The organism is Massilia sp. W12, from assembly GCF_037300705.1.
Lineage (GTDB): Bacteria > Pseudomonadota > Gammaproteobacteria > Burkholderiales > Burkholderiaceae_D > JACPVY01.
This window is the reverse complement of sequence record NZ_CP147776.1, coordinates 483,881-506,559: the sequence shown is the minus strand read 5'-3', so window position 1 is coordinate 506,559 and position 22,679 is coordinate 483,881. Positions and strand designations below refer to the sequence as shown.

Genomic DNA, 22,679 nt, shown 5'->3' with positions numbered 1-22,679 from the left:
AAAAATCACTATTTTTCCTCTAAGCACATTTCTCCACACTTACATCGATCTTCACACTGCCCTGCATTTAATGGAATTACAATCAATGATAAAAATAAACCAAGCCTCATGCAAACCCCTTCTTCAATAAAACCTTGATTCTTCGGTGGCCATGGCCCTTTATGATTACTTGGAGGCTTTCGTGGATTACTTCGGCTTTTATCTCCCTTTTCCCCACCGGCATCTTTTTGTTTTCTTGTTTGTCCTTGTTGGTGCTTTTGCAGCGTACTTTTCCTAGCATTTTTAGTATGTTCCCCGTATAAGCCAAACACATCTATCATACCCAGAGAATTTCCACTTGCGTATACGTATAGATGATTCAGATAATGCTCCTCATCTATTTTTCCAAATGGATCTAGTAGAAAAAAAACATCATCAATTATTGAATTATAAATGCTCTTATAAACCCCAATCGGATCGGATTGGATATACCTCCCCACCCCCGGATCATAATACCTGTGCCAATTATAAAAGAACCCGGTCTCCTCATCCGCATACTGCCCCGGAAACCGCAAATTCAGCTTGACGCCCTGGCCCGCATCCGTCCACACCTGGTTTTCCATGCCGAACACATCCGCCCGCATGCTCCACTGCACCGTCCCTTCTTTGTCCGTCGCCAGTATCGGCGCGCCCAGGTGGTCGTTTTGCAGATAGACGAATTTGCTTTCGCCGTTGCCGGCTTTCAGCTTGGCGAATTGATACGACGTGCCGAACATTGTACCCGGCTCGGCGCCGTATTGCGCTTGAATCTGGACTTCGCCTGTGCTGACTGCGCTGCCATCGGCTTGGAGGTTGATAGGCTGCGTGCTTTCGGCCAGCAGGCCTTCGTCGTTGTACAGATACAGCGTGCGCAGCGCTTGTGTCAGTGCTGCGCCTTGTCTGTCACGGAATTGTTCTTTCCAGATGCGCCGGTGCATCGGGTCGTAGCCGTAACGTGCGATCAGCTTGCCGGCGCCGTCGCGTACTTCGCTTAAACGGTTTTCTTCATCATGGATGTATTGCTGCACCTGATTGCCGCCTTCGCTGCGGCGTTGCAGCGCGCCATTGTCGTCCCAGTCGTAACGCGTGGCGTTGGCCCCGCTGCCGCGTCGCAGCAAGCGGTTGTTGGCGTCGTATTCCCAGGCGCCGTCGGTGCGTGAATGTTGCGTCCGGTTGGCTACGCCGTCCAGCGTGAAGCTTTGCGTTTCTTCGCCCAGGCTGCCGCTGCGCGCAGCTTGCGTCAGGCGCTGTTCATGGTCGTATTGGAAGCTTTCCTGCCAACTGCCTTCGGCCTGGCTGCGGCTGCGCTGTGTTAATTCAAACGCTTTGCCATAGCGGTTTTCCAAACTCAGCACGTTTTGTTGCGCTGGATTTTTCAGTTGCAGGCCGCGTAAATTCAATACGCCGTCATACTGCGCTTCTTGTACGCTGCCGCCCGGCAGGGTGGTTTTGGCCGGCATCAGCCAGTTCCAGGCGTTGACGCTCAAACTGCCTTCGCCCGGAATCTGCACGCTTTGCAGGCGCCCATGTTTGCTGTAGTCATATGCAATCCGCGTGCCGTCCGGCCAGATCAGCGCGGTTTTTTTGCCGCCTTTGCTGTATGCATATTCATAGCCTTGGCTGACTTGATTCGGCCAGCGCAGGGTTTCTGTCAGCTTGCGGTTGGCGTCGTCATAAGTCATCTGCGCCTGGCTGCTCTGCTGGCGCGCATGATCCTGCTCTTGCCATTGCAAGAGATTGCCTACTTCGTCGTAGCTGAAGGTGATGCTGCGGCGCAGCTCGCCGGCGGCGCTGATATGCTCGACTTGACGCAAGCGCCCCACCGCATCCCAGCTGTATTGAACTTTATTGCGCAAGGGATCTGTCCGGCTTTGCAAGCGTCCTGCGGCGTCCCAGACGTAGGCGATTTCCTGGCCCAGGGGACGGATTTCTTTCACCACTTTATCGTTGCGGTCGTATTCATAGCGGTATTGTTTGCCACGGGCGTCTTCCACTTGCAGCAGATTGCCGCGCGCATCGTAGCTCAGCATGGTTTTGCCTTTGAGCCTGTCTTCATACACGGTCATCTGTCCCAGTCCGTCATAACTGCGTTGGCTGGTTTTTTGATAGGGGTCGGTTTCTGTCAGCAGCAGGCCGCGCTTGTCGTAGCTGCGGCTGCTGGTGTGGCTGCTGCTTTGCAGATTGTCACCCTGCTTGATGGTTTCGCTGGTCAGCCGCTCGCGTGCGTCAAAGCGCTGGCTTTTGCTGTAGCCCGGATATTTAATTTCCAGCGGCGTGTACACTGGCCCCTGGCCCGGATCGCTGTTCAGATAATAGCTGTACTCTGTCTGATGCTTGAGATCATCCGTTTCCTGTATCAGGCGCAGATAATTGTCATACAGATAGTGCTGTTTGCGCCCGTCTTCATCTTCTTCTTCCTGCCCCAGTCCGGTGTGCCAATAACGGCTGCTGCTGACTCCGTTGACTGCGTTGATGCGCTGCACCAGGCGTCGCATGCCATCATATTTGCTGTGCCAGTCTTTGCTGCGCGCATCGGTTTGCTTGATCAGATTGCCCACTTTGTCATACGCAAAGCTGGTTTTATGGCTAAGCCGGCCACACAACACCCGCAACCGCATCCAACCCAAGCCGGAAAACCAATTGACGGTGCCGCGCTCCATCAGCGGCATTCACACCATGCTGCGCTTGGCCGGCTGGGGCTGGAAGATGCAGGTTTTGCGCAGGGCGTGCGCGTACTGGTGAAAGTGGGCGAGCGCAAGCTGGTGATTACCCCTGCGCTGCCAGCTCAGCGCGCTGGCGCCTCGTAACGCTTTTTCTTTTAGCTGCAAACCAAGCGGCGAAGAAAGAAGCAGATTCCCCCCCGGCGCCAGCCGGGGGATGGGGATGCTTTTTTAAAGAAATAGAGAAAGACAATCTACGCGAAAGGAAACCATCATGACACACGCCACGCCAGCAGCGCCCGCGCAACCCTGCGCCCAATGCCCGCACCGCCACCACAGCACGCACAACGATTTTGCAAGCCAGCTCACGCAATTGATTGCCGAACTCACGCCGACTGAGCGCACGCAAATGGTGGCGTTGATTGATGACATTTTGGCCAAGAGCCGGCAGGCAAACAGCGCCACGGCCAAGCAGAAAGACCAGCGCCGCAAGAAACGCTGAGCCATGCATGAAGAAAGCCCCTCATCCGGCTACGCCGGGTGAGGGGCTTTCTTCATCCCGCCTTCAATACCAATTGCCAGCGTATATTTTTTTATGCAATATCGGCACAAGTAATACCAAAAAAACATGTACGCATGTGAGAATAAAGCAATCAAACCAAACAATCGATGTAAAAACTGATTGCTTGGTGATGAGCAATGGAAGCAGGTAGAAGGCGATTAATGTTAAGAAAGGTAACCCTGACGGCCCTTTCCCAGTTCGGTTACGGCGCATAAACAAAAAGCAGGTAACCACATCAAGAAAAATACCTACCGCAACCAAAATTAATAATATCTTAAAAATCATTTACACCCACATGATTCCGCATTTCCAGTTGCTGCATTAGCAGTACCAGCTCCACCAATTGCAGCTCCTCCGACAATAACACGCTGCCCAACTATCCCCTTTATGACTTCCCAACCGGCAGGCCATGCCAAGGAGCTTGCAGGAATTTGTGTGGTTACAGCTGTTGACATTGGATAGCCCAACTCTGGACCTCCTGCAAATAACCAGTTGCGCCAAGAGCTTCCACCAGTCATAACCCATTTACCTGGCGGCCCCCATCGTGTAACTGTTTGCATCCCGCCACGGGCAATAAGGCCTTCAGGTACAAGCGCACCCGCCAAGCCGCCAATAGCGGCCCATTCGGCAACATCTCCCCAGTCAACACATTTCAAATTTCCACTGTTTTTCCAAACCTGATATCCGAAATTACCTACTCCACCGATCACCGCACCTGCTGCGATGTTAACCCATAAGCCTTTTGGGTCGGTAAACGAAACCGGATTCCCATGCACATACGCATACGTATTCATCCCCCCTTTGAGCCCAATCGGATCGGACTGGATATACCTCCCCCCCCCGGATCATAATACCTGTGCCAATTATAAAAGAACCCGGTCTCCTCATCCGCATACTGCCCCGGAAACCGCAAGTTCAGCTTGCCCCCCTGGCTTGCACCCGTCCACACCTGGTTTTCCATGCCGAACACATCCGCCCGCATGCTCCACTGCACCGTCCCTTCTTTGTCCGTCGCCAGTATCGGCGCGCCCAGGTGGTCGTTTTGCAGGTAGACGAATTTGCTTTCGCCGTTGCCCTTGTTCAGCTTGGCGAACTGATATGACGTGCCGAACATTGTACCCGGCTCGGCGCCGTATTGCGCTTGAATCTGGACTTCGCCTGTGCTGACTGCGCTGCCATCGGCTTGCAGGCTGATAGGCTGCGTGCTTTCGGCCAGCAGGCCTTCATCGTTGTACAGATACAGCGTGCGCAGCGCCTGTCCCAACGCATTGCCTTGTCTGTCACGGAATTGTTCTTTCCAGATGCGCCGGTGCATCGGGTCGTAGCCATAGCGGGCGATCAGATTGCCGGCGTCGTCGCGTACTTCGCTCAAGCGGTTTTCGGCGTCGTAGATGAATTGCTGCACTTGATTGCCGGCTTCGCTGCGACGTTGCAGGGCCCCGTTGTCGTCCCAGTCGTAGTGCGTGGCGTTGGCGCCATTGCCGCGGCGCAGCAGGCGGTTGTTGGCGTCGTATTCCCACTCGCCGGCTGTGCGGGAATGCTGGATGCGGTTGGCGACGGCGTCCAGCGTAAAAGTTTGCGTTTCTTCGCCCAGGCTGCCGCTGCGCGCAGCTTGCGTCAGGCGGTTTTCAGCGTCGTATTGGAAGCTTTCCTGCCAACTGCCTTCGGCCTGGCTGCGGCTGCGCTGCTTTAATTCAAACGCTTTGCCATAGCTGTTTTCCAAACTCAGCACGCTTTGTTGGGACGGATTTTTCAGCTGCAGTCCGCGCAAATTCAAGATGCCGTCATAGCGCGCTTCTTGCACGCTGCCGCCGGGCAAGGTTTTTTTCGCGGGAAGCAGCCAGTTCCAGGCGTTCACGCTCAGACTGCCTTCGCCGGGAATCTGTACGCTTTGCAATTGCCCATGCGCGCTGTATTCATAGGCGATGCGGCTGCCGTCCGGCCATACCAGCGCCGTCTTTTTGCCGCCTTTGCTGTATTCGTAGCGATAGCTTTGGCTGACTTGATTCGGCCAGGTGATGGTTTCTGACAGCTTGCGGTTGGCGTCGTCATAAGTCATCTGCGCCTGGCTGCTCTGCTGGCGCGCATGATCCTGCTCTTGCCATTGCAAGAGATTGCCTACTTCGTCGTAGCTGAAGGTGATGCTGCGGCGCAGCTCGCCGGCGGCGCTGATATGCTCGACTTGACGCAAGCGCCCCACCGCATCCCAGCTGTATTGAACTTTATTGCGCAAGGGATCTGTCCGGCTTTGCAAGCGTCCTGCGGCGTCCCAGACGTAGGCGATTTCCTGGCCCAGGGGACGGATTTCTTTCACCACTTTATCGTTGCGGTCGTATTCATAGCGGTATTGTTTGCCACGGGCGTCTTCCACTTGCAGCAGATTGCCGCGCGCATCGTAGCTCAGGATGGTTTTGCCTTTGAGCCTGTCTTCATACACGGTCATCTGTCCCAGTCCGTCATAACTGCGTTGGCTGGTTTTTTGATAGGGGTCGGTTTCTGTCAGCAGCAGGCCGCGCTTGTCGTAGCTGCGGCTGCTGGTGTGGCTGCTGGTGTGGCTGCTGCTTTGCAGATTGTCACCCTGCTTGATGGTTTCGCTGGTCAGCCGCTCGCGTGCGTCAAAGCGCTGGCTTTTGCTGTAGCCCGGATATTTAATTTCCAGCGGCGTGTACACTGGCCCCTGGCCCGGATCGCTGTTCAGATAATAGCTGTACTCTGTCTGATGCTTGAGATCATCCGTTTCCTGTATCAGGCGCAGATAATTGTCATACAGATAGTGCTGTTTGCGCCCGTCTTCATCCTCTTCTTCCTGCGCCAGCCCGGTGTGCCAGTAGCGACGGCTGCTGACCCCGTTGACTGCGTTGATGCGCTGCACCAGGCGTCGCATGCCATCATATTTGCTGTGCCAGTCTTTGCTGCGCGCATCGGTTTGCTTGATCAGATTGCCCACTTTGTCATACGCAAAGCTGGTTTTATGGCTAAGCCGGCCACACAACACCCGCAACCGCATCCAACCCAAGCCGGAAAACCAATTGACGGTGCCGCGCTCCATCAGCGGCATTCACACCATGCTGCGCTTGGCCGGCTGGGGTTGGAAGATGCAGGTTTTGCGCAGGGCGTGCGCGTACTGGTGAAAGTGGGCGAGCGCAAGCTCCGAGCTGGTGATTACCCCTGCGCTGCCAGCTCAGCGCGCTGGCGCCTCGTAACGCTTTTTCTTTTAGCTGCAAACCAAGCGGCGAAGAAAGAAGCAGATTCCCCCCCCCGGCGCCAGCCGGGGGATGGGGATGCTTTTTTAAAGAAATAGAGAAAGACAATCTACGCGAAAGGAAACCATCATGACACACGCCACGCCAGCAGCGCCCGCGCAACCCTGCGCCCAATGCCCGCACCGCCACCACAGCGCGCACAACGATTTTGCAAGCAGACTCACGCAATTGATTGCCGAACTCACGCCGACCGAGCGCACGCAAATGGTGGCGCTGATTGATGACATTCTGGCCAAGAGCCGGCAAGCGCATCAGACCACGGCCAAGCAGCGCAAGAAACGCTGAGCCTCACATGAAGAAAGCCCCGCGACCGGCGTAGCCGAGAGCGGGGCTGCTCTTATTCAAAACCGTATGTCGTCGTCTTCTCCACCATCATCTATCCCATTGGGGCCAGTCGAATACAAATAGAATTGCTGCTTTTTTAGCAAAAAATCCGGTTTGTAAATTAATGGTCTCCCCCATCCATCTCTAACAGGATAAGTCTTGAATTGCAGTACGCTAAGCCCTTCAGAGATATTAGGAGCTCTGCCATTTTCTTTAATCCAGGCATTCAAAGAGACTCCAGTGATATCTAAGACCACGCGCGTTTGCGAGCGCTTTGTTGACTCTACGTCAGAATCCAACGGATGGAAATATAACCAAACGAGCCATGTCAAAGGTAGCGTAATCGAAGCGACAACGAACCAATAAAAAAATCGCTTGTGGAAGTTTATTTTTGGCATTTGCAATCAGGCGAATTTTTCACATATTCTTCGTAGAGTTGATTTTCATTTACAGGTGTCGCGCGCGGTTTTCCCCACATTGGCTTTTGCTGTCCTTTTGGCCGCATTTTCTCAAATGCTTCTCGACGATGAATTTTCTGGTGATGCTCATCATTCTCGCTATTTGTTGTAGTTACTCTAGTAATGAAGTCATCTGTACTGTGCATACCTTCGTGGAATAACGTATAAAACAGGTTTTCCCATTCGTTTCGAGACAAACATTTCTTCGGGGAAAAGTTTGGGGGCATTGTAATCGTCCCATTCCAATTACTTGTCTGACCTGCGGCCCCCTCTGGCACTGGCCCCAAAACAATAGGCCCATTTGGTTTGATTTCTGGAAAACTACCTCGAACCTGCCCCATTACGTACTTAACCCCATCCAATGACAACCCGAACGTATCAGTGTATGCGGTTGGATTCCCCCCCACATAAGCATACGTATTCATCCCCCCTTTTAGCCCAATCGGATCAGACTGAATATACCTCCCCACCCCCGGATCATAATACCTGTGCCAATTATAAAAGAACCCGGTCTCTTCATCCGCATACTGCCCCGGAAAGCGGAAATTCAGCTTGACGCCCTGGCCTGCATCCGTCCACACCTGGTTTTCCATGCCGAACACATCCGCCCGCATGCTCCACTGCACCGTCCCTTCTTTGTCCGTCGCCAGTATCGGCGCGCCCAGGTGGTCGTTTTGCAGGTAGACGAATTTGCTTTCGCCGTTGCCGGCTTTCAGCTTGGCGAACTGATACGCCGTGCCGAACATTGTACCCGGCTCGGCGCCGTATTGCGCTTGAATCTGGACTTCGCCTGTGCTGACTGCGCTGCCATCGGCTTGCAGGCTGATAGGCTGCGTGCTTTCGGCCAGCAGGCCTTCGTCGTTGTACAGATACAGCGTGCGCAGCGCCTGTCCCAACGCATTGCCTTGTCTGTCACGGAATTGTTCTTTCCAGATGCGCCGGTGCATCGGGTCGTAGCCGTAACGTGCGATCAGCTTGCCGGCGCCGTCGCGTACTTCGCTTAAACGGTTTTCTTCATCATGGATGTATTGCTGCACCTGATTGCCGCCTTCGCTGCGGCGTTGCAGCGCGCCATTGTCGTCCCAGTCGTAACGCGTGGCGTTGGCCCCGCTGCCGCGTCGCAGCAAGCGGTTGTTGGCGTCGTATTCCCAGGCGCCTTCGGTGCGTGAATGTTGCGTCCGGTTGGCTACGCCATCCAGCGTGAAGCTTTGCGTTTCTTCGCCCAGGCTGCCGCTGCGCGCAGCTTGTGTCAGGCGCTGTTCATGGTCGTATTGGAAGCTTTCCTGCCAACTGCCTTCGGCCTGGCTGCGGCTGCGCTGTGTTAATTCAAACGCTTTGCCATAGCGGTTTTCCAAACTCAGCACGTTTTGTTGCGCTGGATTTTTCAGTTGCAGGCCGCGCAAATTCAATATGCCGTCATAGCGCGCTTCCTGCACGCTGCCGCCTGGCAGAGTCTTTTTCGCGGGAAGCAGCCAGTTCCAGGCGTTCACGCTCAGACTGCCTTCGCCGGGAATCTGCACGCTTTGCAATTGCCCATGCGCGCTGTATTCATAGGCGATGCGGCTGCCGTCCGGCCATACCAGCGCCGTCTTTTTGCCGCCTTTGCTGTATTCATAGCGATAGCTTTGGCTGACTTGATTCGGCCAGGTGATGGTTTCTGACAGCTTGCGGTTGGCGTCGTCATAAGTCATCTGCGCCTGGCTGCTCTGCTGGCGCGCATGATCCTGCTCTTGCCATTGCAAGAGATTGCCTACTTCGTCGTAGCTGAAGGTGATGCTGCGGCGCAGCTCGCCGGCGGCGCTGATATGCTCGACTTGACGCAAGCGCCCCACCGCATCCCAGCTGTATTGAACTTTATTGCGCAAGGGATCTGTGCGGCTTTGCAAGCGTCCTGCGGCGTCCCAGACGTAGGCGATTTCCTGGCCCAGGGGACGGATTTCTTTCACCACTTTATCGTTGCGGTCGTATTCATAGCGGTATTGTTTGCCACGGGCGTCTTCCACTTGCAGCAGATTGCCGCGCGCATCGTAGCTCAGCATGGTTTTGCCTTTGAGCCTGTCTTCATACACGGTCATCTGTCCCAGTCCGTCATAACTGCGTTGGCTGGTTTTTTGATAGGGGTCGGTTTCTGTCAGCAGCAGGCCGCGCTTGTCGTAGCTGCGGCTGCTGGTGTGGCTGCTGCTTTGCAGATTGTCACCCTGCTTGATGGTTTCGCTGGTCAGCCGCTCGCGTGCGTCAAAGCGCTGGCTTTTGCTGTAGCCCGGATATTTAATTTCCAGCGGCGTGTACACTGGCCCCTGGCCCGGATCGCTGTTCAGATAATAGCTGTACTCTGTCTGATGCTTGAGATCATCCGTTTCCTGTATCAGGCGCAGATAATTGTCATACAGATAGTGCTGTTTGCGCCCGTCTTCATCCTCTTCTTCCTGCGCCAGCCCGGTGTGCCAGTAGCGACGGCTGCTGACCCCGTTGACTGCGTTGATGCGCTGCACCAGGCGTCGCATGCCATCATATTTGCTGTGCCAGTCTTTGCTGCGCGCATCGGTTTGCTTGATCAGATTGCCCACTTTGTCATACACAAAGCTGGTTTTATGATTCAGGGCATTCGTCACTTCCAACAAAAGTCCGGCGCTATTGTAGGTGAAGCTGGTGCGCTCGCGCAGCGGGTTGCTCACACTGCGCAAATTGCCGGCGCGGTCGTAATTAAAGCGCCAATGGCCGTTTTCTGCGTCGATCAATAAGGCCAATTGGCCCACTGCGTCATACTCCATCTGCAGCACGGCATCCGGTGTGACTGTCCCATTGCTTTCGGTACGCCCTTTGCGTGTGAGTTTGATGAGCTGTCCCTGCGGGTTGCGCGCATATTCGGTGATACGTTGTTCCGGTAAGTCCAGCGCTTCGGTTTTGCTCAGTAAATTGCCCTTGGCGTCATATTCGTAGCGGGTTTTGATGCCGGCTTCGTCTTCTTCTTCCAGCAACTGCATATGCGAGGCTGAGTATTTGCGCCGGACTGTGCTGTTATCGCCGTAGCGGATTTCCACCACTTGTTCAAATTCATTTCGCCGCACTTCCGTCTTGAAGCCGCGCGCATCGGTGCTGATGGTGCTGTTGTTGGCGCTGTCGCGTGTGATGCTCTCTTCCCGCCGCCCATTCACAAAACGCTCTAACAATCTGCCGCTGCGGTCGTGCAGATAGCTTTCTGTGCGCCGCATCGTCAATCCACGTGGCCAGATGATTTTGCTCTCAAACTGTTTTTTGTCGGTATCGTAGTCCCATTCGTAGTCCGTCACCCCACCATCTGCTGCGATGTATTGTTTGACTGAACCGAACGGGTAGTAGCTGTATTGCTGCTCGTGCAATTCGGGATCAATGATTTTAATAATGCGGCTGTATTGATCATATTTGTATTGCGTGCGATGGCCGAGCACATCTTCCACCCCGGTCAGGCGGTTTAAGCCATCGTAGAAGTAGCGCACCACGCGTGGCGGCAGGTCTTGCGCGATGTCCGGGGCCGGATAATCGCGCACTTCGGCCAGCAAGGTACTGGGGTAGTAGTGCAGCGTCATCAGGGTGCGCCCATCGTGCCCTAACACCGCAATCAAGCGCCCATCCACATCGCGCAGCAACCAACTCGCATTGCCATTCTGATCACCCCAGGACAGCATTTCGCCGCGCGCGTTGTAATCCACCCAGCCGCCGTTGCGGTCGCTTAAGCGGTAGCCCTTTACCGTTTCAATTGGCGAATTGAAGCTGCGCATAGCGGGTGCCGCAGGTTTTACTGCATTCTGCGCCTCGCTCTGTGGCACATCCGGCTGCTTAGCGACGGGACGATATGCTTGCACCGTTCTGTGCCGTAAAATGGTGCGGTTGTCAAAGGCGTATTCGCCATTTTTTCCGGTAAACAGCTGATTAATGCGCCGCACCACATCGGCCTCATAGCTTTGTCCCTCTGTTGGCGCGCTGCATAATTGCTGCCAGTTCAAATTCATGGTGCGCGCTTGCACATAGTCATGCGGGTTGTCGCTCAAGCGGCTGTTAAATGGCGTGAACAGGGGGGCAGGTTGGCCGCCGCCTTCCCCGGGTTGCCAGGAAATATCCACTACCGCCCAATACCCGCCGGGCGAATTTGGACTGGCTTCATCGCTTTTATTACAGGTCAAATTCGACCAGCTTTGGGACAGACTTTCCCAATGAGAATTGAAACGCCAATGCGTGCCATCCCAATAGCGCTTCCAGCGCAAGGGGCCGTGCCGTGTGCTGACGCTCAGATCATCTTCAACGATGGTCAAATAGCCATTCGGGGGACGGATGCTGATCCCGGCTTGGGCTGCGCTGCTCAGGCACAAGAGCAAGACGCCAAGCATGAGCCACTGCAGCAGCAGGCTGCGCCAATTCAATTGTGCGATATTGGAATGTTCTGTTTGCATCATCTACTCACTGCTTACATTGTTGCGCGTCTTGGGCGTTATTTGGAATGAAGACACATTTCGTGCCTTTCAGCCTTTGTGATGCCGGCGTCACATCCACATTGCTTGTGCCCCGACTGCTGGAACCGTAATCAATCAAGCTGCCAGAATAGCCTTGTTCGCCGCGACATGAGGGATCTGCTGAAAACCAGCTGGCGCTAGCGCTTGATGATGAGACATTGCCATTGCCACAGGTGTAGTTACCGCTGACCTCAAAGTTATTGGAATAGTGGTCGCATCCACCGCCTGAGGCCAAGCCATTGCTGTTGGCCTGCTCCCGGCTTTGCAGGGCGATTACGCGGTAAGGAATATTCACGCGCTGTTTTGCTTCCATCACGGCAGGAACCTCAGTTAAGAATTCAAAGCGGAAATATGCATCGCTCTTGGGCAATTTCTGCCGCACATTTTCTGCGCGCACCAGGCCGAAATTGGTCAACACTAATTCGCCGTAATACACATCGCCCACCCGCATTTTGGGCAGATTCACGCTGACAGGGTGCATCATCAGCACGGCTGCCGGCACATCGGTTTCATAGGTCGCGTTCAAGGTGATTTCATAGCGGTCTTGCAGCGTCACTTCGCGCACACTCCATTCCACTGTCACCAGCTTGTATTCTAAAAACACGGGCTGCTTCAAATTCACGCCGGGACGCACCGTCAAGCGCCCGGCCGCTTCCTGATGCCTATCGGCTTTGACGCGGTATTTGTAGCGCCCGGCTGGAATATTCTCGAATAAGGCTTCGCCTTGCGCATCGGTTTGCAAGAGCCAGGTCTGAGTCGCCACTTCCTCGTTTTGCAAACTCACCGTCGCATTCACCAAGCCCGGGATCAAGCGGCCATTGCGATCCGGCGTGGCGGTGTACAGATTGGCGGCTTTGAACAGTACGCTGCCTTGCCCGCTTTGGGTCACACTCACATATACCGGCACACTGAAGGGTGGCAGGTTGTCGCCTGTCACTTCCAGTTTGAGTTGGTACACGCCTTCATCCACTTGGGCATCCGGGCTGAAATGCAAATCCAGCTGGCGGCTGGCGCCGATCGCTAAATCGCCATCTGCCTGGTTGAGCAGTCTGGCCCAGGCCGGGGCCGGCGCGCCATTGCTGTGCAAGAGGGCGAAGCGCAAATTGGCTGCGGCTTGCAAGCCATTGTTTTTAATCTGCAAGCCTTCGATCTGGCTGGCATTGCGCGCCATGCCGGCTTCCACTATCGCTGGTTGCGCCATCAGATAAGGCCGCGCGTCTGACAACTTATAGTCCAAGCGCCATTGTGCAATCGGGCTGTCCGGACGTTCATCGCTGTGCAGATCCAGAATCAGCGCGCCGCTGCTGATGGCGCTGTCATCGGCTTGGAAGTTGAGCGCCACTTCCACGTTTTGACGCGCCTGCAGACTGAGCGGCGCAGGCAGTTCCAGATTCACGCCTTGCGGAATTTGCCCGGTCGGCTGGCTGGCCGGGTTCAGCGCCAGGCGCAGATTATTTGCTGCGCTGGCCGGGCCTGCGCTGATTTTGAGGGGAATCCGGTAGCGGGCGTTTTTCGGGATATCCAATTGCGCGCGCGCCGGGTTCAAACTGATGCGGCTGATCACGAAACGCTGTTGTTCATTCCGTTCTGTCATCACTGGATGCAAGGCGCTGATGCGGAATTCGCCGCCATCTTGCGGCGCAGGTTTGTAGCTGTATTGGAAATTGCCGCTTTCATCGCTGACTGCGTAAAACTGCCGCTCAAAGCCCTCTTGATTGATGACCAGTTTCACGCGCGCATTCGGCAATGGTGCGCGGCTGTGACGTTCCAGTGCGCGGCCCCGGATCAAAATATCGCTGTCGCCAAACGACTGCGCCGGACTGACGCTGCTCACTTCGGCATAATAAGCGGTGTCTTTCAAGGACAGCAGCCGCTCACTGACACGCCCGGCAATTTTGATTTCATCTTCGCGTCCGCTGTGATAGCGCAAGCTGTCCACCTCTAAGCGCAAGCGCACTTCATTCGGGCTGGCGCTGGGAATATTCAGGTTGAATTCTTCCGATTCATAGCGGCTGCCGGCCGCGATCCGCGCCACCGTGTCGCCATTGCCGAGGGTGACCACACTGCTGCCAAACACTTGTTGATATGGCTGGCTGGCCAGCAGATTGCCATCGCCGTCCAGAATCTTGAAGCGCAATTCATCCGATGGCTTGGTCCCGTGTTGGCGCGCGGTCAGCCATTCAAGTTCGACATCGCTGTTATTTTCGACGGTCAGTCGCAGCTTGGCGACGCCGCCGCGTGTGACTTCGCTGGCGGCCAGATTCACCACCAATGCGCCCTCCACCACCTCCAGTGTGCGGCTTTGCAACAGGCGCACCAATTCGCCCTCGCCGGAAGCGATTTCAACCCCGAGCTGTGCGCTTTGGCTGGGATCAAGCTCAGCATAACCGCCAACAGTCACCATCATGACGCTGCTTTGTCCCGGCGCCAAACCCAATGGCGCGGAATAATGGTCGCGCGCTGGACGGCCATCAGCGCCAGGCAGACGGAACATGGCGCGCACGCCATTCAATGCGCTTTGCGAACGGTTGCTGATTTGCACTTGCAATTGATTCATCAAGCCACGCTTCAATGGCAGTCCGGCAACGATTTGCACATCCAAGGCTGGCAGTTGAATGCTGCGCTGCACTTCCACCCCTGTGGCATCGACGGTGGCGATGCTGTAGCGCCGTTCGCCGCCGCTGTATGCCGCGTCACTGAAGCTGTTTGCGCTTTGCGCTTGTGGCGTGAGGCGCAATTGCCCGCCTTCCGGTTTATCCAGATAAACGTGATAGCCGGCCAAGTTGCCGTTTTGCGCCTGATTCGGCGCTTGCCAACTGAGTTGCGGCAATTGATTGCCGATTTGCTCCAACAGCAGCTGGCGCACCGGCAACAGGCTGACGTTTAAATAGAAGGAATTCGAGATCGCCGATTCATTGCCGGCTGCATCCACCGCTGTCACCACGTATGCGCCTTGCTCGGGCGATGGGTTGGTGTCAAATGTCACCTGTCCCTTGATCCGGGTTTTATATGGGGTCATGCCTTCGATGCTGGTGATTTTTGTGCCGCCAGCGCGGTACAAATTGTAGTAATCGACATTGCCGGAAGCTGGCGCTTGCCAATTGGCGTAAATCCCTTGCCCGCTTAAGAGCAAGAGCAAGCCGCCTGGTGCGCCTGGTGCTGTGGCGCGCGCTTGCACGCTCACGCTTTCGCTGCGGTCTGATACGGCTTCGGTATCGCCGGCACGGCGTACGCTGGCGATGGCGTAGCGGTACAAACCGTCACGCGGGGTGGCGTCGATTAACTCCAGGCCGGAAGCGCGTCCCAGTGGCTGCAGCTCACTTTCGCCCGGCGCCTGGCGGTACAGCTGATAGGCGAACACGCTATCGACTGCCTGCCAGCTGAGTTTCACCTTGCCGCCCGCTTGCGCCTTGGCAGTGAAGCCGAGCGGATTGGCCAGCGGCGGCAAAGCGCCCTGATAGACCTGGAAGCTGTTGGCCGCCGCAATCCGGCTCGACAGATTATCCAGGCTGTCACGCGCGGTGAAGCTGAATGAAAGGTTTTCCGGGCCGGACTGCCCTGCATCCGCTGGCAAGCGGAAGCTGTTTTGCCATTGATTGCCGCTGCCCTGAGTCCAGCCGCTAATGGCTTGCAAGTCGCGACTGCCCAGGCGGTATTTGACTTCCGGCGCGCTTTGCAATGCTTTGTCAAATTCGAGTGTGACGCGCAATTCCGGGTTGCCCTGATTATTGACTGGCGCGCCGGGTTGGATGCTGATTGCGCGCAGTTCCGGGCCGCGCGTGTCAATTTGCAAACTGCCGCCGCGCTCAATCTGGCTGCCGCGATTGCCGGCGGCGTCACGCGCTGAAAATATGTAATGCGCCAAGCCAGCCGGCGTATTGGCGTCAATCGCAAAGCTGCCTTGCCATGTGTCGGGCTGGCTGCCTGCTTGCAAGTCAATGCTGATCGGATGGCCGCCTTGCGGAACCAGGGCCAGATAAGGGGCCGCGCCCAAGCTTTCGCTGACGCGCAATTCCACATTCACGCGCCCTTGGCCTATGCGTCCCTGCTCCACCCGTCCCAAGGAAGTTGAGACCAGATCGGGTACGCGCGGCAAGCTGGCGTCCGCTATGCCTTGCGCCGCATTGGAGAGTGCGGATTGGGTTCCAGCGGCGTTTTGCGCCACTATCCGGTAATGCCACAGCCCCTCTTGTGGCGGCAAATCGTCAAAGCTGGCGCCGCTGATCGCTTGCGGAGTCAGCAATTGGGCGCGGCTGATTTCTTCAAATGCTTGATTGGCGCGATACACCAGATAGCCGGCTACGCTCGCGTCTGCACTGCGGCTCCAGGAGAGACGCAATTTACCGGCGGCTTGCGCTTGCAGCGTCAGATTTTGCGGCGCCGCTGGCATGCTTTGATCCAAGGTGTACAACAATTCCGCCGACCAGTCGCCGCTTCCATATTGGTCGCTGGCGCGTGCTTGAATCCGGTTCGGGCCGCTGCTCAATTGCACGGTGGCGTTGAAGCGGCCATCGCCACCGGCATAGATATCGCCCGGCAATTCCACTTGATTGCGGCGCAGTGTCACCTTGCTGCCGGGCGCGGCGCGGCCAGTGATGTCTTGTTGCTGATGGCGCGTCACGCCGCCACTCACCAGCCATTGCGGCGCGTCTGGCGCGGCATGCGCAATTTGCAGCGCAAAACTGCGCGTGCTGTGATTGCCAAGCGAGTCGCGTGCTTGCAGGCTCAAGGTATGCGCGCCATCGGCTACGCCATCCAGATTCAAGCGCAGGCGCTGGCTGCCGCCGCTATTCACGACACTTTGTTCTGTGCCATCCAATAACAGTGCAATCCGGGCCACGCCGCTGCGGTCGCTGGCGTCGAGCGTAAGATCTGCGCTCTTGCCGATACGCATACCGTCAGCCAATGTCTGTCCATCGAGTTTGATATTTTCCAGGGATGGGCCATCCGTATCAGCCGGCGGTACGCCATGCGCAATGCTGATCTGCACGCTGCGCTCGACTGTGCGGCCAGCCGCATCGCGCGCCACTGCGCGCAAGCGATGACTGCCCTCCGGCGCGCCGGCAATCGCCCAATTCCAGCGCCACGGGGCCTGGTTGATGCGCGCCAGGGAAGTCTGGTTGAGGAAAAATTCCACACTCGCCACGCTATTGCTGTCACTGGCCTCGGCTTCCAACACAATGTCGCGATTGATCAGACTGCCCGGGGCCGGGTTGCGCAAGCTTAATTGTGGTGCGGCGCGGTCATACCAAATGCCGCCCGCCAGGCTGGCGCTCACCACTTGCCCTTGCGGATTGCGGAATTGCACTTGCAGTTCTTTATGACCTTCCTGCGCCGATAAAGTGAAGTCGAGATAGGCCTCGCCGGTTGGCGGCAAGGCGCTGAAAGGCAGGTTGCTGAATGCGCCCTGTTCCGCAATCCGGTATTCCGTCGCGTTTTGGCAGGCAATCCAAAGCCGCACTTGCGGATTGGCGCTAAACGGGGCCGGCGCTTGCGCCAGGCGCAAGCGCGGATACAGCAGTGGCGCATGGGTGCTTGGAGTGGCGGCCTGCACACCGCTGCTGAGCGCATCGCCCTGGCCATTGCCGCCTTCCTGCCTGGGGCCGCTTGCATGTCCCCACCAATTATCGGGTGCAGTGATGCTGTTTTGCGGGGTCAGGTTTTGCAACGCCCATTGGCTGTTGCCGGCAAAACTGCTGGCGCTGATGTGCGGTTGACTGGCTTGTACTTGCAAGCCGGTTTGATTGCGCAGCCAGCTGGCGCCGCTAAGCTGCAGATTGGCCCCATCCTGCAAACGCAGACCGAGCAGATTGTCGTAAAAACCGGCCCCATTCAACAGCGCATTCCAGCCGCGCACCTGCAAGCCTGCTTGCCCTGCCCCTCCGGCGTAACGCCATTGCCAATCTTCCAGCGTGCTGCTGGCGGCGGCGGATTTTTCCAGGCGCATGCCGCCCCAGTCGCCAGGCGCCGGAAGACGCGGATTGCTGTCAAGCGCGCCGCCCGCGCTATTGTCATAGCGGCTGGTCAAGAGCACCGATTTGCCGGCTTGCAGCCGGTCACGCACCACCAGTTGCGCATCTTCGCCAAACTTCAAGACTACGCCCTCACCTACCGTCAGGGTGGCGGCGAGCGCAGGCTGAGCGGCATGCAGCAGGCTGCATGCCAGCAGGAGATGGGCGATAGCTTTTTGCAAGCGAGGGGTGCGCATGTGGTATTCCTGTTGTTTCTTTCTGAATGGAGCGTGACCTGACTTCAGACTGTAAAGCCGGCCATTTGTAAAACGGTGAGCGGCACTTCGTAGCGCTTGCCACTCACAGTAATCAGGCTGGCCATCGTTGCACTCTGTCCCAATGCGCCGGCAATTTCGACCTGCGCGACCTGTTCATGGCCGGCATAGCGCGCCAGCTTATTGCCTTGCGCAATGCTCAAGGTGAAGCTGGCCACCGCTTGCAGGGTGCTCGGGCCTTGCGGCAAATTCACGCTCACCGTGGCGCTGGCGCGTTCGTTGTTGCCGCTCAAAGCGGGACTGACTACGGTTTGTGCATTGCCATATGCAGGAATAATGCGCAGGCTCACGGTATTGCCGGGCGGGATGTTGTTTGTCTCCAGCACCACATTCACCGGATTGCTTAAATTGGCAGGGAAGGTCAGATCAGCATTGCCGCTCGGATTTGCCGGTGCGTTCTGCCCTGCAACCGCTGCAATGCGCAAGCTGGGAATCGCAGATACGAAAACCGGCTCTGGCGCACCCATTGTGCGCGCCGGTTCTGCGGAGCCGTTGTAAGTCAGCACATCGGCTTCAATCCGGATGCGCCCTTCCGCCCCGCCATTGGCGCCACCGCTCCACTCCACACCGCAAAACACTGGCGTGCTGTAAACATGGTAAGCACAACCGCCTTTTGCTTGCAGCTTGCCACTGCCGGAAACCGTGCTGGCGATCAGACGGATCGCACCGCCAGCGCCACCACCGCCAAAATTAGATAAGCTTACAGAGCCATCCGGAATGCGGCCGGAATGCCCCCCATTCGCAACAATCTCGCCAGTGCTGCTGATGTTGATGGCGCCACTTGCCGCAATCAAGATAGCGCCGCCGCCGCCGCCGCCGCCAGAGCCTGCATGACGATTCGAGCCAATCCCGCCGCCGCCGCCAGAGCCGCCGATCAATGGTTGCAGCTCAATTGAGCCATAAGCCTTGGCTGCCGCATTCAATGGCCATTTACTACTGTGGCAACTTTGAAAAGATCTGTTCGAGCCGACAGTGGCATGCGCGCCCCCCATGCCATTTTCCATAGCTGCGCGGCCCAGGTCACACGCCTGTGCCTGGGCAATGCCCGCCAGCCCGCCCAAACCGCCGCCCGGCCCCATGCCGGCGCCGGCATGCATATTGGCGGCCAGATTCGCCGGGTCATAACGGCCGCCACGACCGCCATCAAAACCGCCGGGGCCGCCAATTCCCGGCATGCCATCGTCTGCCTGTATGCCATCGCCGGCGATTCCGACCGCTGGAGAGTCTGTCCCACGGAGGTCAATTTTGCCGGCAATATTCACATTCCCGCTGGCCAAAATATAGACTGGCGTATTGGCCTGATTTTTCTTGAAGCGGATAGTGACGCCTGCCGGGATATTCACATCTGTGAAGTTGAAAATGCCGTTGGGCGGCAATTGCACCTCCATGCTGACAGTCGGATTAAAAGCGCCATCCACGCCAGTGCTGCCGCTTTGATAGGCAAAAGCCTGGAAGCTCAGCATGGCCAGCGCCAATGCAGATAAACGGGCGGAAAAAATTGACATAATGCTGCTCCTGGCTGGTCGCGCCGGCTGATCGCTCTGCCGGGATTGGCGATGATTGATGTGATTCATGTTTTTTTGACGTCAAGGATTGAGAATTGTGATCGTATTGGCGCTGTTCGCAGGCTGAGTATCAACGCCAGCCGGGTGCAGTAAGCGCACGCGCACACCATTGCCGCTGATGCCCGATTGCAACTGGAGGCTGACCACTAACTTTCCGCCCTGCGCATCGTCTTGCCAGCGCGGCTCGTCCAGCAGACGGATGCCTGGCATTTCCACACCGTTTGCGTCTTCAAAGCGCAGACTTTGCACATAGCGCAGGTTTGCCCCGCGCAATTCCAATGTCTGGATACGCCCGCTTTGCAAGGTGAGCGGATTGAGTGAGGCGATTTGGGGAGCGGCATATACGCGCAAAATACGCTCGGCTTGCGCAGTGAAGAGCAAGGGCTGCCCCGCGTTATTGTTCAAGCGCAAGGCATAACTGCCATCGACGGCTTGATTGCTGATCTGGTAAGGAATGCGTACTTGCATGCCTGCGCTATCAACCTGTGCGGGGCCGAATGTAACGCCACTGTCTGCCGCTGGAAACAAACTTGCAGCCTGCCCATTCCATGCCTGCAATGCCACACCTTGCAGCAGTAATTCGCCGCTACTGCTCTTTAACATACCGGCTGGGGCCATGCTGAGCGCAGCACTGCCCACCACCACGCCTAAGTTGGCGTGTGCGGTGTACATTTTCGGCGCCGGGATGTCTGCCCCGACTTGCACGCCGAGAACGCTTGATCCGATCCCGCTATATATACGCACAGCGCCAGCTGTGATTTGGAAGCGGTTGCCAGGCTGCGGGCTGGCGCCGCTATCGCCTTCTGCCGACGTCACCACAGCAACCCGCTCGCCTTCTGCTGCGTCATGTGCGACTTGCACATCCAGCACGATCTCTTGCCCATCGGGACTGACTTGTCCCCCTGCCACATGCACGCCTTGCGCCGGCAGAATGCTGACTTGCGCACTGGGGCTGAAATGGCGGCCACGTAAAATCAAACGTGCAGATTTGCCCCGCTCCAGCACTTGCGGCGCAACGGATTCAAGCACGGGAGAACCGTCTGCAATCAACAGCATTTCATCTTGTGCGCGCACAAACAAAACCGGCTGGCCGGCAGCATCCAAGGCTTGCCAACGGCGCAGACCACGTTGCGCTGATGCCGCCACCTGCACCCGCAGTCGCGCTTGTTTGCCATCCGGACTTATTTGCAACGCACCCAGCGTCAGCCCTTCAGCCGGCTGCAACTGCAGCGTTTGCATAGCCTGCAAACCTTGGCCAGACAAAACCAGCTCAGCTTCAGCGCCAACGCTGAGCGCCTGCTTGCTGACCTGCTCAATCGCGGGGCCGATCAAAACACCGACGGATGCGCTGCGCACCGGCCCAATCTGCCTCACCACAGCAGTATCATCCCCCACTTTGACGCCAAGCACAGGCGAGATTGCCGGGCCATAGGCCAACTGGTATGGCGGCAATGTCACTTTCACCGGCACAGCCAGTTCTGTCCAGGCATTCCTGCTGAGGCGCAAGATGGCGTCGCCTGGCGTGAGGCCATCCAGCGTGATGCTTTTTTCCTGCTCACCTGCGGCGAAAGTCACGCTTTCCGCCACACGCAAGACTTGCGGGGCCGAAGATTGCACAGAAAATCTGAGTCCATCCGCAGGCGCGCGAAATGGCAAGCGCAGCAATAATGTTTGCGGCATGCCGGCCGGAATGCGGGCTTGTTCAAGCTCCGGCGCGATACGTGGAACCAGAACCGTAAAGTCAAGCTGATTTGAATCCAGAAATTGCCCCGGATTTTGCAGGTCTGGCGTGCGCAGCGACAATTTGCGCTTGCCGGCCTGGGTTGGCGTCGGCAACTCAGCGCGCGCCAAGACGCCTGATTCCACGCTGGTGAGCAAAGCTTGGCCATCTAACATCAGCACACTGCCAGCCTGGAAATTGCGGCCCTCGATTTGCAGATTTTGTACCCCTTGTTCCAGATAAGCCACGCCCGGTTGCACGCCTGTCAGCAATGGCTGTATGCGCGCCACATGCAAGGCTGCGGCCAGCCGGATGGCGCCGGCATCGGTTTGCGCTTGCAATGTGAAAACGCCGCTGCTGTCGGCGTCGGCTGTGATTTCCAGCAGTGCTTCCGTGTCACTGCGCTGTTCCAACAGCCGCGCACTGACGCCGGGGCCGAATTGCAGCGCGCCCAGCCCTTGCAGCCGGCTGCCGCGCAATACGCTTTGTATGGTTTCACCAGCCACCAGGCTGGCGGGATGCAAGCTGCCCGCCAGCGGGGCAGCGCCAACAGAAATCTCGCCGCTTGCAAGCAGATAAGGAATGCCCTGCACACCCCAGCGCGCCTGGGTATGGATTTCACCTGCAGGAAGAAGGATGGCGTTACTGCGATTGCGCTCGGCGCGATTGCCTGCGCCATACGAACTGGAGGCTAAATCCTGCTCCAGCGCAGCGCCCGCCATATCAAGAATTTCAATGAAATCGATTTGCAAGCTGGATGCTTGCAATTGCAATCCTTCGCCATGTCTGAATTGCACATGCTGTAATTGTGCTTGCGCGCCGTTGCTGAACAGCCAATGACGCCAATCGCCTGCCTGCCCTTCCGCATCACGCACAGACTTAACCTGAATCAGGGCATCTGCGCTGCCCAATGCTTTGACTTGGCCGCCATTCACCAGCAAGCTGGCGCCTGCTTCCATCAAAATCACGCTGCCGGCCTCAATTTCCAGCTTGACGCCGGCCGGAATGCGCACCTCTCCGCGCAACTGAAACGGGCCATCCGCAGCACGCCATTGGGTATCTTGCGCCAATGTGCCGCTGATCACGGCGGCAAACGCCGGCAAACACAGCAACCACAGGCCCAAGCAGCACAAACTGCGCCTTATGCAAGAAATCATGATCAAGCTTCGATGCGACATAGCATTTCAATGTATGGTCAGGTAATTCATACCGCCCGCAGATATCAACATCGGTGCGGCAAAACTGCGTTCAAAGGAGGTCGCTTGGATATGGCGAAGCCACTGGAGATGCATAAAAACAATTGTGTTGTGAACTTATTTTCAATGCACAACGTAAT

Annotated in this window: 10 protein-coding genes; 2 read left to right on the top strand and 8 right to left on the bottom strand. The window is 56.8% G+C overall.

Annotated features, from left to right (window positions below):
* Window positions 1-8: 8 nt before the first annotated feature.
* Window positions 9-2,687 carry an RHS repeat-associated core domain-containing protein gene (locus V8J88_RS01925; protein ID WP_338847459.1) on the bottom strand — a complete coding sequence of 893 codons (2,679 nt, stop codon included), beginning with the start codon at window positions 2,685-2,687 and terminating at the stop codon, window positions 9-11.
* 265 nt (window positions 2,688-2,952) lie between these two features.
* On the opposite strand from V8J88_RS01925, the gene V8J88_RS01920 reads away from it, so the two are divergent.
* Window positions 2,953-3,180: a hypothetical protein gene (locus V8J88_RS01920; RefSeq protein WP_338847458.1), complete on the top strand. Its 228-nt coding sequence runs from the start codon at window positions 2,953-2,955 to the stop codon at window positions 3,178-3,180.
* Window positions 3,181-3,521: 341 nt separating this feature from the next.
* On the opposite strand, the gene V8J88_RS01915 is transcribed toward V8J88_RS01920, so the two are convergent.
* Together V8J88_RS01915 and V8J88_RS01910 are read right to left on the bottom strand one after the other, a co-directional pair.
* Window positions 3,522-4,034, bottom strand: coding sequence for a hypothetical protein (locus tag V8J88_RS01915; RefSeq protein ID WP_338847457.1), 513 nt, complete (start codon window positions 4,032-4,034; stop codon window positions 3,522-3,524).
* Window positions 4,031-6,298, bottom strand: coding sequence for a hypothetical protein (locus tag V8J88_RS01910; RefSeq protein ID WP_338847456.1), 2,268 nt, complete (start codon window positions 6,296-6,298; stop codon window positions 4,031-4,033). The genes V8J88_RS01915 and V8J88_RS01910 overlap by 4 nt, the downstream gene beginning before the upstream one ends.
* A gap of 274 nt (window positions 6,299-6,572) precedes the next feature.
* Here V8J88_RS01910 and V8J88_RS01905 point away from each other — a divergent pair, with 274 nt between their 5' ends.
* Window positions 6,573-6,788 (top strand): hypothetical protein, encoded by a 216-nt coding sequence (locus tag V8J88_RS01905; RefSeq protein WP_338847455.1) that lies wholly within the window; start codon window positions 6,573-6,575, stop codon window positions 6,786-6,788.
* 56 nt (window positions 6,789-6,844) lie between these two features.
* Here V8J88_RS01905 and V8J88_RS01900 read toward each other — a convergent pair whose 3' ends face one another.
* The 5 genes from V8J88_RS01900 to V8J88_RS01880 all read right to left on the bottom strand — a co-directional run bounded on the left by V8J88_RS01900 (window position 6,845) and on the right by V8J88_RS01880 (window position 22,467).
* On the bottom strand, window positions 6,845-7,057 hold the full coding sequence (locus V8J88_RS01900) for a hypothetical protein (RefSeq protein WP_338847454.1): 213 nt from the start codon (window positions 7,055-7,057) through the stop codon (window positions 6,845-6,847).
* A 155-nt stretch (window positions 7,058-7,212) separates the two neighbouring features.
* Window positions 7,213-11,715: an RHS repeat-associated core domain-containing protein gene (locus tag V8J88_RS01895; protein WP_338847453.1), complete on the bottom strand. Its 4,503-nt coding sequence runs from the start codon at window positions 11,713-11,715 to the stop codon at window positions 7,213-7,215.
* 4 nt (window positions 11,716-11,719) lie between these two features.
* Complete coding sequence (locus tag V8J88_RS01890; protein WP_338847452.1) at window positions 11,720-17,980, bottom strand: Ig-like domain-containing protein; 6,261 nt, start codon at window positions 17,978-17,980, stop codon at window positions 11,720-11,722.
* Window positions 17,981-18,024: 44 nt separating this feature from the next.
* Window positions 18,025-19,563: a hypothetical protein gene (locus tag V8J88_RS01885; protein ID WP_338847451.1), complete on the bottom strand. Its 1,539-nt coding sequence runs from the start codon at window positions 19,561-19,563 to the stop codon at window positions 18,025-18,027.
* Between the two features lie 81 nt (window positions 19,564-19,644).
* Window positions 19,645-22,467 (bottom strand): hypothetical protein, encoded by a 2,823-nt coding sequence (locus V8J88_RS01880; RefSeq protein WP_338847450.1) that lies wholly within the window; start codon window positions 22,465-22,467, stop codon window positions 19,645-19,647.
* Window positions 22,468-22,679: the final 212 nt, after the last annotated feature.

What these genes read in the sequence shown, in the direction of transcription:
- V8J88_RS01925 (WP_338847459.1), bottom strand. Translation starts at nt 2,687, where the DNA reads ATGCCGCTGATGGAGCGCGGCACCGTCAATTGGTTTTCCGGCTTGGGT.
- V8J88_RS01920 (WP_338847458.1), top strand. Translation starts at nt 2,953, where the DNA reads ATGACACACGCCACGCCAGCAGCGCCCGCGCAACCCTGCGCCCAATGC.
- V8J88_RS01915 (WP_338847457.1), bottom strand. Translation starts at nt 4,034, where the DNA reads ATGAATACGTATGCGTATGTGCATGGGAATCCGGTTTCGTTTACCGAC.
- V8J88_RS01910 (WP_338847456.1), bottom strand. Translation starts at nt 6,298, where the DNA reads ATGCCGCTGATGGAGCGCGGCACCGTCAATTGGTTTTCCGGCTTGGGT.
- V8J88_RS01905 (WP_338847455.1), top strand. Translation starts at nt 6,573, where the DNA reads ATGACACACGCCACGCCAGCAGCGCCCGCGCAACCCTGCGCCCAATGC.
- V8J88_RS01895 (WP_338847453.1), bottom strand. Translation starts at nt 11,715, where the DNA reads ATGATGCAAACAGAACATTCCAATATCGCACAATTGAATTGGCGCAGC.
- V8J88_RS01890 (WP_338847452.1), bottom strand. Translation starts at nt 17,980, where the DNA reads ATGCGCACCCCTCGCTTGCAAAAAGCTATCGCCCATCTCCTGCTGGCA.
- V8J88_RS01885 (WP_338847451.1), bottom strand. Translation starts at nt 19,563, where the DNA reads ATGTCAATTTTTTCCGCCCGTTTATCTGCATTGGCGCTGGCCATGCTG.